The following is a 12,942-nucleotide window of genomic DNA, read 5'->3' on the forward strand; positions in this document are numbered from 1 at the left end:
AATGACATGAGAGCGAACATTCATCATGGTCACCACCCTTAATACTGGATGAGGCGTCTGTCTGTCGCTGGATGTATTACCTGACCCAAAATGGTCTCTTAGTTCCGGTGTGTCAGCGGTTCGAAAAAGCGCGCCATCCACAGCAAAGACTTGCAAACCTTGCCATGTATCCTCAGGGTAACGCTCTAACCCCCACCTATGGCTGCATTGCCTAAACAACCATTCTGGGGCTGCTTTGCCAAGGCGTTGCCTTGCTTGCGTTAAAGCACTTTTTGCTAACAGCTCCTCATTAGCCAACCCCTCGGCACAGACATTCATTCGCCGTGCGACTTCGGCAATCGGTTCGTTGCGGAAAAACGCCATTCCAACAATAAGCCAAAGAACCATATCACTCGGTAAGCGACGTCGACGAATCGTCGCTTTATCGGAAAGTGTTACCGCTTTAGCAATCCACTCGTCAGGAATATGCTCGGAGAAGGTGGTTAGCTGAGCGACATCAACAGGACTCTCTTCAAGAAAGTCGGCAAAGCAGTTTTGAATAGACATAAAAAATCGGAAACCTACAAACAGGTTTCCGATTGTCTCTCATCAGAAGGATCGGTCAACCGATCCTTATCTGATCTACATTGCGCAATTGCGGGCCCTTTGTTTGACTAATTCAAGGGCGTTCATTTCAGCTGGTTCATTTCATAAGGCCGATTTCAGGAGGCTGGTTTCCGGGGTTTTGACTCTGAAGGGCTAGGCTGCCACACCGCGCCAGAACAGGCGAAAGCTGGCGTCTCTGGCCTCTCTGGTAGCATTCTGAGGCTGGTTGCAGAAGAATCGCGCCGCCGCCAGGAACTGGCTGTGGCACGTTTCCAGCAACAGCTCTCTGGGTAAGTCTGCCAATACCCCTTGGTTGATGCCCTGCTCCAACAGTTCAGCGATAAAGCCGAGAATGCCATGCATTGCCTGCTGCCTGACCGCTTTACTAACACTGGGTGACATGGCGTATTGCACAAAGAAACTCAGCTTCAGAGGCTGCGCCAGTGCCCAATCCAGCCCGGCCTGCCACAGCATTTCTGCCCGCAGCGGCAATTCAGTGATACTTGCCGGCGCCTTTGGCAAGCTTGCTGAAATGGCGTCGGCAAACTCTGTCTTGATAGCCAGAAATAGCTGGTCCATCAGGATTTCTTTACTGGCAAAGTGATGGAACAGGGTGCCCGTGGCGACGCCGGCATGGCGGGCTATGCTGGCGGTCGAGGTGGCATAGAAACCTTGCTCGACAAACAGTTGCAATGCGCTGCCCAGGATCTGCTGCTTCTTGTCCTGTTTGCCGCTTATTGCCCGGGTTGCTTCTCTGCTGCGCTTCATCTGAGAAACACCTTCAACAGTAGCTTCTGGATCCCCTTGCCGTAGGGTGGATGCACCAGTTTGCCGGTATTGAGTCGCCCCCGGGACAGCACAGTGCGGGCGTGGCTGAAGGTGCGAAACCCTTCCTGGCCGTGGTAGTGACCCATGCCGGACGGGCCTATGCCACCGAAGGGGGCATCGTCGGCGGCCACATGAAACACGGTTTCATTGATACAGACGCCGCCAGAGTGGGTTTGGGACAATACCTTTTGCTGCACTTCTTTATCGAAACTCATCAGATACAGGGCCAAAGGTCTGGGGCGCGCCTTGATATAGTCGAGCGCCTGCCCCAGCTCTTGATAACTGACCAAGGGCAGCAAAGGGCCGAAGATCTCTTCCTGCATCAGTTTCATATCGTCGCTGACCTTGGTCAGCAGCAAGGTGGGCCATTTGCGCTGTTCGGCGCTGGGCAATTTGCGGAGTGGTTGCTCGCGGTCGGCTGCAAATACCTGTGCCCCTTTGGCGGTGGCATCTTCCAGGAGGGCGACCAGCCTGGCGGCCTGACGTTCGTTGACTATCTGGCCATAGTCCGGGGTGTTGGCAAAGTCGGGGTAGAACTGCTGGAAGCGGTGCCGATAGGCGCTAATAAACTCGGCCTCTTTGCCACTGGGGCAGAGAATATAGTCGGGGGCGACACAAATTTGCCCGGCGTTGAGGCACTTGCCATAGATGAGGCGCTCTACCGCTGTCTCCATGGGCATGTCCCGGGCGATTAACACAGGGGACTTGCCTCCCAGCTCAAGAGTCACAGGGGTGAGATTATCGGCCGCCGCGCGCATTACATGGCGCCCTACCTGAGTCGAGCCGGTAAACAGCAGATGATCGAAGGGCAGGGCGGAGAAACTGGCGGCTATTTCGGCTTCCCCTTCAATCACACAGACCTCGGAGCCATCGAAGACTTCGGCCAGCAGGGAGCGCAGGGCGGCATTGGTGTGGGGAGTATATTCAGACAGCTTCAACATGGCGCGGTTACCGGCGGCAATCACAGTGGCCAGCGGACTCAAGGACAACATGATAGGGAAGTTCCACGGCACTATGATGCCCACCACGCCTTTGGGCTGGTACTCCACCCTGACGCTGGCCGGGGCCAGCAATAATCCGGCATGGCGGCGACTGGGTTTCATCCAGCCTTTGAGATGCCTGAGGCTGTAGTTGATCTGGGTAACGACCGGCAGTATGTCGGAGATCAGGCTATCGTCGGTCGACCTGTGGCCATAGTCGCGACTGAGTGCATCTGTGAGGGCCTGTTGGTGTTTCAGCAAGGCTTGTTTTAATGCCTTGAGCTTGGCCTTGCGCTCGCCAAGGCTTGGCATGGGGGCGGCACTGAAAGCCTGGCGCTGCACGGTGAATTTTTGCAGCAGTTGCTGATTCTCCACTGTGAGCGGCTCTGGGTTAACAAGCGACATATTGCCTCCTTTGGCAGCCATTAGGCTGTCTTTAAAATAACCGACTGATTAGTCGGTCTGATGTTAGTTCAGTCTGCGCCTATTGGCAATAACCCGGCTATATTTGATATGGATCACAGAATGCGTCACGGCCGCCAACTAGACTGAAATCGAATAGATGGGGCCTTGTTTTTGAAATCGTTGACATAAGGAATTGATGATGAGCTTGAACATGCATGGTATTTCAATCGGAATTGAGCGTTATGGTGATGACGATTTCTTTGTCACCATGAAAGCCGTGGGAAAACTGACCCATGAAGACTATGAATATATGGTGCCTATGCTGGAGTCGGCGATATCCGGTGTGAAGGATCCGGATATTTACGCTTTGCTGGATGTTACCGAGATGGATGGTTGGGAAGCCAGAGCCATGTGGGACGATCTCAAGTTGGGGATCAAACATGGACGCCATTTCGAGAAGATTGCCATTATAGGCAATACCAGTTTGCAGGAATGGATGACCAAGATGGCCGACTGGTTTACGCCAGGGGACATGAAGTTCTTTGTTGACCGCCTCGATGCCATCGACTGGCTGAAAGACTAGACTGCCTTGCCATGAAATGCCCGCTGCCTGTGAGGAGGCGCGGGCATTTTTTTATTGCCATTCCAACAGGCTTTTGAGCTGCTCGCTACGCTCTTGAGTCAAGAGTGCCTGCCATTCCTGCTCACTGGTGGAGCCTTCAAGTGCGGCAAATAGGCGCGCATTGCTGTCGCGGTATTTAAGCCACAACCTCTGCACCGCGCGAAGGTCTTCTTGGGTCACTTCAAACATATAAAGTTCGGGGTCATCCGCCGGGCGCAGTTTTTTCATCAAGGCGCGGTAAACCTGGTTGAGCTCTTTGTCGGCGCCGGCAAAGTCAGGGAAAGTGCTCACCAGTTGCTCTTCGTTACTGAGCATTTCCAAACGTGCCAGATAGTTTTGTCTCTGCTCGCTCTGGGAGCCGATAATAAAGGCGCTGCGACCACTGCCGCCGTGGCCTTCCTCCCTTGAGGTTTTCGCTTGCAACCACAGCTCGAACGCACTGTTGGCCGCCTCAAGCAATTTAAGCGGCGCTAGCCCCAGGCGTTGTTTGATACTTTGGTTGATCCGCTCTAGTTTGGCGAGGCGTTGTTGCTCCTGTCGCTGCTCTTCCCGTGAGGCACAAAAGCCCATTCCCATGCTGGTAATCGCGCTGCAGAGATCAAATTCAGTGGTCTGTTTGGCATTTGAGGCGATTTTGAGCCTGTCTTTGACGGCGATATCCAGCTCGGCCGGTACCTCGGCGCCATAGCAGATGAGCTGCAGCACCTGGCGATCATAATTGTTGCCATCTTGCAGTTTGGAGAGATTCTCGGCCTGTTGCCACAAACGATAGCTATAGCCTTCCGCTAAGGGCGCGCTCAGGGCATTGAGCCGATTGAAGTCGGGCTTGCCGGCATAGATGCAGGCATCCAGTGTGGTTTGATAGTCGAAGCTAAAGTCCGGATGGTGACTTCTATACTGTTTTAACACCTCGGCCAGCCTGCGCGGGTCGGCACTGTTTGCTGAGCCGCCGCGGGTCAACAGACGCTCTGTCAGGTAATAGAAGGCCTTGGGGTGACCGGCCCTTGCCGCCTGGCTTAAATGGGCTATATCTTCGGCCAAAGGTAAGGAATAACTGTAGCTCAGCATGAAGTGGGCTTCGCTGCTGCCAAGGGCCGCGGCTTGTTCAAAGAGCGGTTTGGCCTGCTGGCTTTGTCCGGCTTGTTGCAGCGCCTTGGCTTCTTCTACCAGACTGGCAGCATTCTCGGCGTAAGCTGGGGTAAAAAAAATCGACAACAGGCTTACGGTAGCGGTTAAATGGAGTAAAGTATTCATAGGGTGTTTAAAAGTTTTGCAATATAACTTGTTGATATTATTCGGCAGGTATCTCATTAGTCGATGCCCGTCGTGTCAAGGAGGTCGCTATGCGTAACAAAGATATCCTCTGGCCCACTGATTTCAGTGATACAGCCGCGAGCGCATTGAGATATGCTATTGAAATGGCTAATCTTTACCATGTGGGGCTGCGAATTTTGCACGTGGTCGATCAGCCTTTCGGTGATGAAAACTATCAGCTGTTGATCATCACTCCGGAAGAACTGGCGCAAACCATGGAGAAGGCTGCGGCCGAGAAGATGCATGAGTTGCTGGCCAAGCTGAAAAGCCCACTGAAGATTGAAACTGTTATTCGCCGCGGTGACGCGGTTGATGAGATCCTGGCCGAAGCCGAGTCTGCCGATGTTGGCATGATAGTGATTGCCAGCCATGGTCGCAGTGGCCTGGCCCATTTTCTCAGCACCAATGTGGCCGAGGCCGTGGCCAACAAGGCTCGCTGCCCCGTGTTGGTGGTGAAGTAACAAGTCGATACTGCTTGAATGAGTACTAGAACGAGGAGCCGGGCTGCTCGAGAAAGGCCTGCTCCTCGGCGGTCGACTGCCGTCCCAATATGGCATTGCGATGGGGATAACGGCCAAACCTGTCAATAATCGCCTTGTGCCTCAACTCAAAGTCATAGTTGTCCCTGGTTTGTTCCGAGGCGAACAGTTCCAGGGCTTTTTGATGAATAACCGCCGACTCGCTGTGCATAAAGGGCATATAAAGAAATGCCAGCATAGGGGCTTGCAGCTGTTTGTCGGCGCCAATGCTGATCGCCTCCTGCGCTAAAGCCAATGCCATGGGATCGGCACTGAAGGCATCGGGAGTATCGCGGTGAATGTTGCGCGAGAACTGATCCAGCAGCAAAATTTCCGCCAGGCGCCCTTGTGGCGTTTGCCGCCAATGCCATAATTCGCCCTGACGGGCCGCATTTAGCAAGGCGCCGAAACGGCGATCAATTGTGTTGTCAAACTCAGGATCCTTGTCCCACCAAGCTTTGGGGCTTATCTCTTCAAACCAAAAATGGATTACCCGTTGTGGCCTGTACTCGGAAGCGATTTGAGCTGGCATGACAATTCCTTCTATTTGAATAGGATTAAATCCAGTTGCTGTAATCATGGGCGATAAGCCCAAGGGTTTGCGCCGCGATATCCTGCGCCTTGGCCAGCGGGATGGCTGGTAGTGTCAGTTCGCCGCTGGCGAGCCCAAGTTTGAGGCTCGCGAGGCCTCGGCGTTTTTGGCCCCTGCTTTGGATCAACTGCAGATGTTGCACCTTGCCCAGCGGCACCAACTGCCAACTGTGACCTAGGAGCCCTTTGTGGATCCAGAGATCGTTTTCAACCCGCCAAAAACCCCATTGACGATAGCGTAGATAAAGCGCCAGGACAGCCAACACTCCGACCAGCAACAGCAACCAGGTCTCTACTGCCGAGCCGATAAATGCCCACGCCAGCGGCGCCGGCGTTAAGCACCACAGCGCCCTATAGTAAAACCAGCTCGGGTGAATGGGGTGCCAACGATTGGGAATACCGTCGGCCTTGCTGCTTCTTTGGTTGAGCCTTTTCAGCAGGCGATGCACTTCGCCTCTACCGAGCGATGGAACCAACATGTGATTGTTGCTGCCGCCTTCCACTTCATTGCCTTTTATCTGCTTGAAGCTCAGAGTCCAGCGTTTCAGCCAGCGGGCCAGCAACGGCTGCTGCAAACTGATGAGTTGAATTCTGTGCTGCTTGAGTATGTCTTGCTGGTGGGACAGCAGGCCGCCGCTACGCTGTAAGGTCTCCGACTCCTGGGTCAGGCGATAGGGGACATATTTCAGCAGCGCCGCGACTATTGAGATCAAGGAAAACAACAGATAGCCAAGGAGCAGAAGGCCGACAAGGAACCCCAGCTCCAGCAGCAGGTTGCCACTGAGCTGCTGCTGATGCCAGTCGAAGACTTGTGTCAGCCCCAGCTCCATCAGTTGACTGCCTTCGAGCTGGCTGAGTACCGGGCCTGCGATGACGGCAAACCAAACAAAATTATTTTGATACAGGCCAAAGAGTGCCAGCTCTGCCAGGGACTTCTTCACCAGTAAGCGGGAGTTTGGTGGTGCAGAGGCGGGGGCGCTTTCGTCTGTGTCGGCCCGTTTCATCAATTGCCGCCTCAGTGACTCGGCCTGAGCTTGAGTGACTGCGCTCAAGCAGGCTTCATCCTTGGCTGAACCCGCAGTTTCCACTATCAAGTTACCCAGTCGCAAAGGCTTAAAGTAAAAAGGCTGTTCCAGACGCACATTCTGAATTCTGTCTATCGGCAGCTCGACTTTACGTTTGAACAGGGCGCCGCTGTGGACCTCGAGTTGCCCTCGAGTCAAGCGATAACGGAATTTACGCCAGCTCAACAGCCCATGGGCAAAAATCACTATCAGGGTCAATGCCAGTGCCAGTGGCAGCCAGACGGAGTCAAATCCCTGCTGCCAGCCGGTATAGAGAATAGGCACCAGGGCATAGCCGTTGCTGAGGAAGTGCTTTAGGCTGGAGAGGCTGAAACTGATGATTGCCCAAGGCGAGAGTGAGTGCCAATTGGCTTGCTGCACCTGGCTCAATTCGGCGTCTCCATCAAGGTGCCACTAACATTTTTACTTGCCAGAGACAGCAGATGTTGGCGCAGCGCTTCGGCGACTTCAATATCCAGCCCGGGCAGACTCACCTCGGCCGCCGAACTGCCGGCACTGTAGCAGCGCAAACTTGTCAGTCCGAAATGGCGCTGCAATGGCCCCTGAGACAGGCTCACATGTTGCAGCCTGCTGGCCGGCATGGCGGTATGGCTCTGCCACCAAAGCCCTTCACGCAGCAAAATGCCGTATTCACAAACGCCATAAGCCATGGCTTCGGCTTGTTTTAGATTGAGCCAGGTCTTGAATCCCAAAAGCAGCAGAGCCAGTGTGACCGAGATGATGACTCCAAGACCACTCAGCTTGGCGCTGAGCAGTAAAGCAGGCACTAGTAGCAGTATGACCAGCGCCATCAGCAACAGGTTTTGCCACAGCAATTGTTGACGGTAGCGGGGAGACAAGGGGGCCAAGGGTTGGCTGTCAAAGCCCAACCACTGCTGCTGAGGCAGGGGCGAGTGGGGCGAGCGGATATCCATGTGCTTTGAGTCCTTGAGGCATTGACCTGACTATAGCAATAGAGAGTTTGTCGCTTCAAGCCGCTAACTCGGATGGCAGAGACTTGATGCAGTTCCGGATCCTGAGCGATTGCACTTGTGTTAACAACTGGATATCAAGTAGTTTGGTTGCAAGACTTTGTTGCCTATGTGGCGCTCGTTTTCTCAAACGCGCCGCTACTGGCTGTAAACCATCAGGACGATGAGTATGTTCCAAGCCGATAAGGTATCCAAACAGCAAACTGCCTTTTTACGTAAGCTCTATCTGGCCCACCTGATAGACGATAGCCAACATAACCTGCTGTCCTTACAGAAGGAAACCGGCATGCCGCGCCGCACTTTGCAAGATGCCATTGCCGCCTTCGGCGATATAGGTATTCAGGTGGACTTTATTCAGGATGGCCGCAGGAATAATTCAGGGCACTACCACATCCGCACCTGGGGCCCGATTAACAGTGCCTGGGTTGGCACTCACCTGGAGCAGATCCGCACTCTGCTGTTTAGCGACATCTGAGCTTCTCTGTTGCCATTAACCGGCAGAAAGTTTACGGATTATTGTATCTTAAATCATGCCGTAACTTGTTCGTGTGTGGCTGAACTCGCGGTGAGGAAGTTATTTTTATAGCCTTACTTGCTCTCAAATAAAATTTAAGCAATTGATAAAGTTATATAAATACAAACCAAATCCAGCTTAAAATGAGCAGTGTCCAAGGTAACAAGAGTTGCCACTTGGGGATGTAGCTTGAAGGTATTTCGCTTGCCGCGACGCCGTCATCTTCGCCGGACTGAAGTTTCTTTTTCTGCCTCAGCTCTTGTTTGCGCGCCTTGTCTCTTTCCCTGGCCTTGGCCTTTTGTTGCTTCTTGTATTCAGCAATGCCTTTCTCTATGCCCTGGGCAATGAGGCGGGTTTGCTCCTTGGTCTGCCCCGCCTTTTGAGTGGCTTTGGCCACGCGCATGGCTTCGGTTTGGGTTTCGTTGGAAATCGCTGGCTTCTTGTTCATCTCTGATGGGGTTGATGGCTGACCCAAGAATTATACCTGCCTGCTTGGAGTTCTGACCACAGACGGCTTCACATCAAAGGCGCTTGTCGGTGCTGAACTTGTTCGGGGTCAAATGCTCTTATGGCAGGGCCATATTGCAAGGGCTTTTATTGTCAAGATTTTGATCGCTTCAAAAATAGAGTCTCTGCCCCTGCGCGTCGGCGAAGGTACCCGGTTGATAGTGCCAGACCCTGGAAATCAGTTCAGGCGTCAAAGCCTGTTGAGGCTCGCCCTGAACCAGGAGTTTTCCTTTGTCCAAAACCAGCAACTGATCGGCATAGTGACTGGCCTGGTTGAGGTCGTGCAGCACGGCCAATACAGTGTAGCCCTGCTCATGTGCCAGCTCTCTGGCGAGCCGCAGTACTCTGTGTTGCTGGGCCAAATCCAGCGCCGAAGTGGGTTCATCCAACAAGAGTACAGGCGAGTGCTCGGCCTGGGCCAATTGAGTCAAAACCCTGGCCAACTGAACCCGCTGGCGTTCACCGCCGGACAGTGCCGGATAGCTGCGCTCACTCAGGTGAGCCAGATCCAGACGCCAGAGTTGCTGCTCAACCAGTTGGGCGGCATCTCTGGCACTGAGACTGAGAGGATACAGGCCCATGGCTACCACTTCACGAACGCTGAAGGGAAAGCTGAGACTCGAGTGTTGCGGCAACATGGCCAGATGCCTGGCCAAGGCTTGTTTCGGCCACTGCCCAAGAGGCGAGCCGTGAAAGCTTATCCGCCCGGCATCGGCCTTGAGCTCCTGAGTTAACAGCCGCAGCAGACTGGACTTGCCAGCGCCATTGGGCCCCAATAGAGCGTAAAATTGGCCGCTTTGCAGTCGGCAACTGACATCGGTCAGCAAGGGCTTGTTGTCGACTCTGGCATGGAGATGTTTGAGCTCCAGTACTTGCTCAGTAACTACGGTGGACTCAAATGATATAGCCGGTGTCTGTGCGGCAGTTGTTGTGGTCACGGATTCGAGTGAAGGCATGGAGTACCTCAATAAAGCTTACGTCGCTGACTTAGCAGCAGATAGAGGAAGAAGGGAGCGCCGAGCAGAGCCGTCATCAGGCCGACAGGGATCTCGGCCGGTGACATCAAGGTGCGGGCCCCTGAGTCGGCCAAGGCCAGCAGCACGGCGCCGAGAATGGCACTCAGCGGCAGCAGTTGCCGATGATCCGGCCCCTTGAGCAGCCGCACCAGATGTGGTACCACCAGTCCGATAAAACCTATGATGCCGGTGGCCGCCACGGCAACACCGACACCCAAAGAGCAGAGTAAGATCAACTTCAGCTTGAGCCTGTCTACCTCTATGCCCAGATGACGCGCCTCGGATTCGCCAAGCAACAGGGCGTTGAGCGCCAATGCCTGTTTGTTGAACTGCCAACTCACCAAGGCCAGTACCGGCAGACAGATAAATACAGATTGCCAACTGGCACCGGCGATGGCCCCCAGTTGCCACAGGCTGAGATCCCGCAGTGCCATGTCGTTGGCAAGGAAAGTCAGCATGCCAATTCCGGCACCGGCCAGGGCGGTAATAGCCACCCCGGCCAGCAAGAGTAACACCACTGAGGTGCTGCCACCTGAAGTGGCGAGCCGGTAAACCAGTAAACTGGTTGCCAGACCGCAGAGAAAAGCACCAAGGGGGACGGCATAGCTGCCAAGATGTGGCAGTAGCACTATGCAGATGGCGGCTCCCAGCGCCGCGCCCGAGGACACACCTATGATGCCGGGATCCGCCAGAGGGTTACGAAACAGGCCTTGCATTACGGCGCCGCACTGTGCCAACAGGGCGCCGACAATCAGTGCCAGCAAGGTTCTCGGCAGACGGACATTTTGCACTATCAGGGCATTGGCTTCCTGCCCGGCGGCGATTGAGCCAAGCAGGGAGTCGATTATATCGCTCAAGCCTATGGTCACAGGTCCGGTTGCTATCGAGAGCAATGCGGAAAACAGCAGCAGGCTGGCGAGTCCTGGCCAGAGCCAGGGGTGACGGTGGGTGGGCAGCACGGCAGCCATGATTATTGCTCCAGCAGTTCCTGATTCAGGGATTCGGCCGCTTCAATGGCGGAGATACCCAATCCCCCGAGCAATGCCTGAGGTTGAAGATCCCGGATCAAACCGGCTTTTCCGGCCGGAGTATGGGCCAGTAGCGGCATGCTCTTCAGTAGCTTATCGGCTTGAGGTTCGGGTTGCTCGCTGGCGCTTGAGAGTAAAATCAGCTCTGGCTTGAGCGCCAGAATGCCTTCCTGAGACAGGCTGCGGTAGCCGCTGAAGTCGGCGGCGTTGGTGGCACCGGCCAGCTGGATAATGATATCGGCGGCCGTATCGGCGCCGCCGACCCTGGCGGGACGCTCTGACTGCAACAACATAAACATGACTCTGGGTGGATGTTCGAATTTGGCCGCTGATTGCGCCAATTGCTGTAACCTGTCACCCAGGGTATTGGCCAGTTCGGTGGCGGCTTTTTCCTTATTCAGAGCCTTTCCCAGAGTGAGAATATTTTGCTGTAGTTGCTCGGCGGTATCGGCCGCATTCAGGGTGATAACCGGCACACCGGCCTGTTTTACCAGCTCTATACTGCTGGCCGGTCCCATCACAGAGGTGCCAATCAGGAGATCCGGTTTTTGCGCCAATATGCCCTCGGCTGAAAGCATTCTGTGGTAGCCGAGTCTTGGCAGTTTCAGCGTTCCTGGCAGGGCGCTGCTGGCGTCAACAGCCACCAGTTGTGGGGCGGCATCCAATGCCAGTACCAATTCAGTGACGCCGGCACCGGCACTGATCACTCGCTTGGGAGGTTCTTCTGCGGCAAAAAGCGGCATGGCGAGCAGGCCACAGAGGAAGATAAGAGAGTTTTTCATTCTAGCTCCAAAATAATTCAGGGACTCATCGCCACAGACTTGTGTCTGAGGTTTCATCAGTTGTTTAGGGTTCCATCAGGACCCTGGTCTGGCTGATCTGCAGCCGTTGCAGCAGACTCAGCAGTTGCATCAGCGGCTGGACTCTTGCCTCCTTGTCGGCGGCTACCACCAAAGTCAGTTCGGGATTGTCGGCCAGCGCCTGAGTCAGTGCCTGCTCGAACGCGTCGAACCGGGCAAATTTTTGTTCGTTGAGCGCCCAGAACGGCGCCTGGGGTAACACGCTTACCGTCAATTGAGTCTGTGCTTGTGGGCTCAAAGTTGTGGCACTGTTATCCGGCACTTCAATCGGCAGGCTCAATAACTTGGGATTGGCTGTGAGCAGCAAAAACACCAGCACAATGAAGATGATGTCTATCAAGGGGGTTAGATCCAGGCCGCTATCCAGGCCATGCTCTTCCTTAATTTCAATCATGACAGCGGCTCCGGATGGCGACGCTTGCCATTGATTTGACTGAGTTTGGTCAGGTTAAAAGCAGCGTAATCATTGTCTTCGCCCTGCAGTGGAACCCCTTCCAGCCAAAGGTTGAGTTGATTCAGTACATGGGCGCAGGAGGCCACTGAGCGCTCGGCCCAGAGTCCGAACAGCTGCGCGCCCAACAGCGCGGGTACGGCGATCAACAGGCCGGCGGCTGTGGTGTACATGGCCAATCCCAAGCCTGAAGCCAACAAGGCCGGAGTGATACTGTCACTCTGATTGGCGCCAATGTCATTGAACATCTCCAGTAACCCCAGCACAGTGCCGAGTAAACCCAGAAGCGGGCTGATGGCACCTATGTATTGCAGCAACTTGAGCCCGGCGTGGAGTTTGCGTTTCTCCTTTGCCAGCCAAAGTGACAACAACTCTTCCCGCAGCGCCTTGGGTTGTGCGGCCTGTCTCAGCAAATGGCGGGCACCGCAGGAAATCAGTCCCCGGTTATCTTTCAGGCGTTCAAGCAGGCTGTCACAGCTTTCATCCAGTGTGCCGCTGCGCAATTCGCCGAGCCAGGATTGGCGCCTGAACAGGCTCGGCAACAAGATGGCAAAGCGCTCCAGCAATATCATCAGGGTCAGAAAGGCGCAGATGAGCAAAGGCCAAGTGAGATCGCCAAGTTGCTGGTGCAGGCTTTGGTACAAACTTAATTCCATCGTGTCTCCAA

At 54.6% G+C, this 12,942-nt stretch carries 16 protein-coding genes; 3 read left to right on the forward strand and 13 right to left on the reverse strand.

All coding sequences use genetic code 11. The features are described from left to right. The 3 genes from CX650_RS06245 to CX650_RS06255 form a co-directional block, all read right to left on the reverse strand. The coding region (locus CX650_RS06245) for a transposase domain-containing protein (RefSeq protein WP_208622107.1) at window positions 1–546 on the reverse strand (546 nt) is incomplete at its 3' end. A 192-nt stretch (window positions 547–738) separates the two neighbouring features. Then, window positions 739–1,353 (reverse strand): TetR/AcrR family transcriptional regulator, encoded by a 615-nt coding sequence (locus CX650_RS06250; RefSeq protein ID WP_101057595.1) that lies wholly within the window; start codon window positions 1,351–1,353, stop codon window positions 739–741. Further along, window positions 1,350–2,798 carry a coniferyl aldehyde dehydrogenase gene (locus CX650_RS06255; RefSeq protein WP_101095316.1) on the reverse strand — a complete coding sequence of 483 codons (1,449 nt, stop codon included), beginning with the start codon at window positions 2,796–2,798 and terminating at the stop codon, window positions 1,350–1,352. The genes CX650_RS06250 and CX650_RS06255 overlap by 4 nt, the downstream gene beginning before the upstream one ends. Before the next feature lie 199 nt (window positions 2,799–2,997). Here CX650_RS06255 and CX650_RS06260 point away from each other — a divergent pair, with 199 nt between their 5' ends. Beyond that, complete coding sequence (locus tag CX650_RS06260; protein WP_101057592.1) at window positions 2,998–3,381, forward strand: SpoIIAA family protein; 384 nt, start codon at window positions 2,998–3,000, stop codon at window positions 3,379–3,381. A 51-nt stretch (window positions 3,382–3,432) separates the two neighbouring features. Here the strand turns inward: CX650_RS06260 and CX650_RS06265 are convergent, their stop codons facing one another. Beyond that, window positions 3,433–4,674 (reverse strand): lysozyme inhibitor LprI family protein, encoded by a 1,242-nt coding sequence (locus tag CX650_RS06265; protein WP_157823000.1) that lies wholly within the window; start codon window positions 4,672–4,674, stop codon window positions 3,433–3,435. Window positions 4,675–4,763: 89 nt separating this feature from the next. Here CX650_RS06265 and CX650_RS06270 point away from each other — a divergent pair, with 89 nt between their 5' ends. Beyond that, the gene (locus CX650_RS06270; RefSeq protein ID WP_101057589.1) at window positions 4,764–5,195 is read left to right on the forward strand and encodes a universal stress protein; all 432 of its coding nucleotides are present in this window, start codon (window positions 4,764–4,766) and stop codon (window positions 5,193–5,195) included. Between the two features lie 25 nt (window positions 5,196–5,220). Here the strand turns inward: CX650_RS06270 and CX650_RS06275 are convergent, their stop codons facing one another. The 3 genes from CX650_RS06275 to CX650_RS06285 are packed head-to-tail and all read right to left on the reverse strand — an operon-like array spanning window position 5,221 to window position 7,842. Further along, a complete protein-coding gene (locus CX650_RS06275; RefSeq protein WP_101095318.1) occupies window positions 5,221–5,784 on the reverse strand; it encodes a DUF924 family protein in 564 nt (187 codons plus the stop codon). Between the two features lie 25 nt (window positions 5,785–5,809). Beyond that, window positions 5,810–7,288 carry a PH domain-containing protein gene (locus tag CX650_RS06280; protein WP_229799993.1) on the reverse strand — a complete coding sequence of 493 codons (1,479 nt, stop codon included), beginning with the start codon at window positions 7,286–7,288 and terminating at the stop codon, window positions 5,810–5,812. A gap of 5 nt (window positions 7,289–7,293) precedes the next feature. Then, window positions 7,294–7,842, reverse strand: coding sequence for a PH domain-containing protein (locus CX650_RS06285; protein ID WP_101052709.1), 549 nt, complete (start codon window positions 7,840–7,842; stop codon window positions 7,294–7,296). Between the two features lie 226 nt (window positions 7,843–8,068). Here CX650_RS06285 and CX650_RS06290 point away from each other — a divergent pair, with 226 nt between their 5' ends. After that, entirely contained in the window at window positions 8,069–8,374 is a 306-nt protein-coding gene (locus tag CX650_RS06290; RefSeq protein WP_039034136.1) for a winged helix-turn-helix domain-containing protein, read from the forward strand. A gap of 151 nt (window positions 8,375–8,525) precedes the next feature. Here CX650_RS06290 and CX650_RS06295 read toward each other — a convergent pair whose 3' ends face one another. From CX650_RS06295 to CX650_RS06320, 6 genes are all read right to left on the reverse strand, one after another. Continuing rightward, on the reverse strand, window positions 8,526–8,861 hold the full coding sequence (locus CX650_RS06295; RefSeq protein ID WP_101052713.1) for a DUF2956 domain-containing protein: 336 nt from the start codon (window positions 8,859–8,861) through the stop codon (window positions 8,526–8,528). Between the two features lie 169 nt (window positions 8,862–9,030). After that, window positions 9,031–9,876: a heme ABC transporter ATP-binding protein gene (locus tag CX650_RS06300; protein WP_101052715.1), complete on the reverse strand. Its 846-nt coding sequence runs from the start codon at window positions 9,874–9,876 to the stop codon at window positions 9,031–9,033. Between the two features lie 8 nt (window positions 9,877–9,884). Then, complete coding sequence (locus CX650_RS06305) at window positions 9,885–10,904, reverse strand: FecCD family ABC transporter permease (protein WP_101095320.1); 1,020 nt, start codon at window positions 10,902–10,904, stop codon at window positions 9,885–9,887. Between the two features lie 2 nt (window positions 10,905–10,906). Next, window positions 10,907–11,746 (reverse strand): heme/hemin ABC transporter substrate-binding protein, encoded by an 840-nt coding sequence (locus tag CX650_RS06310; RefSeq protein WP_157823001.1) that lies wholly within the window; start codon window positions 11,744–11,746, stop codon window positions 10,907–10,909. 64 nt (window positions 11,747–11,810) lie between these two features. Continuing rightward, window positions 11,811–12,218, reverse strand: a complete 408-nt coding sequence (locus tag CX650_RS06315) for an ExbD/TolR family protein (RefSeq protein ID WP_101095322.1) — start codon at window positions 12,216–12,218, stop codon at window positions 11,811–11,813. Further along, window positions 12,215–12,931 carry a MotA/TolQ/ExbB proton channel family protein gene (locus CX650_RS06320; RefSeq protein ID WP_028779489.1) on the reverse strand — a complete coding sequence of 239 codons (717 nt, stop codon included), beginning with the start codon at window positions 12,929–12,931 and terminating at the stop codon, window positions 12,215–12,217. The genes CX650_RS06315 and CX650_RS06320 overlap by 4 nt, the downstream gene beginning before the upstream one ends. Window positions 12,932–12,942 lie beyond the last annotated feature (11 nt).

Origin of the sequence: Shewanella indica (genome assembly GCF_002836975.1) — a bacterium.
Taxonomy (GTDB): domain Bacteria; phylum Pseudomonadota; class Gammaproteobacteria; order Enterobacterales; family Shewanellaceae; genus Shewanella; species Shewanella indica.

Bases quoted from the DNA above. Each gene is read 5' to 3' on its own strand.
- CX650_RS06270 (WP_101057589.1), top strand. From the start codon at position 4,764: ATGCGTAACAAAGATATCCTCTGGCCCACTGATTTCAGTGATACAGCC.
- CX650_RS06300 (WP_101052715.1), bottom strand. From the start codon at position 9,876: ATGCCTTCACTCGAATCCGTGACCACAACAACTGCCGCACAGACACCG.
- CX650_RS06290 (WP_039034136.1), top strand. From the start codon at position 8,069: ATGTTCCAAGCCGATAAGGTATCCAAACAGCAAACTGCCTTTTTACGT.
- CX650_RS06250 (WP_101057595.1), bottom strand. From the start codon at position 1,353: ATGAAGCGCAGCAGAGAAGCAACCCGGGCAATAAGCGGCAAACAGGAC.
- CX650_RS06315 (WP_101095322.1), bottom strand. From the start codon at position 12,218: ATGATTGAAATTAAGGAAGAGCATGGCCTGGATAGCGGCCTGGATCTA.
- CX650_RS06320 (WP_028779489.1), bottom strand. From the start codon at position 12,931: ATGGAATTAAGTTTGTACCAAAGCCTGCACCAGCAACTTGGCGATCTC.
- CX650_RS06265 (WP_157823000.1), bottom strand. From the start codon at position 4,674: ATGAATACTTTACTCCATTTAACCGCTACCGTAAGCCTGTTGTCGATT.
- CX650_RS06260 (WP_101057592.1), top strand. From the start codon at position 2,998: ATGAGCTTGAACATGCATGGTATTTCAATCGGAATTGAGCGTTATGGT.
- CX650_RS06275 (WP_101095318.1), bottom strand. From the start codon at position 5,784: ATGCCAGCTCAAATCGCTTCCGAGTACAGGCCACAACGGGTAATCCAT.
- CX650_RS06305 (WP_101095320.1), bottom strand. From the start codon at position 10,904: ATGGCTGCCGTGCTGCCCACCCACCGTCACCCCTGGCTCTGGCCAGGA.
- CX650_RS06295 (WP_101052713.1), bottom strand. From the start codon at position 8,861: ATGAACAAGAAGCCAGCGATTTCCAACGAAACCCAAACCGAAGCCATG.
- CX650_RS06255 (WP_101095316.1), bottom strand. From the start codon at position 2,798: ATGTCGCTTGTTAACCCAGAGCCGCTCACAGTGGAGAATCAGCAACTG.
- CX650_RS06285 (WP_101052709.1), bottom strand. From the start codon at position 7,842: ATGGATATCCGCTCGCCCCACTCGCCCCTGCCTCAGCAGCAGTGGTTG.
- CX650_RS06310 (WP_157823001.1), bottom strand. From the start codon at position 11,746: ATGAAAAACTCTCTTATCTTCCTCTGTGGCCTGCTCGCCATGCCGCTT.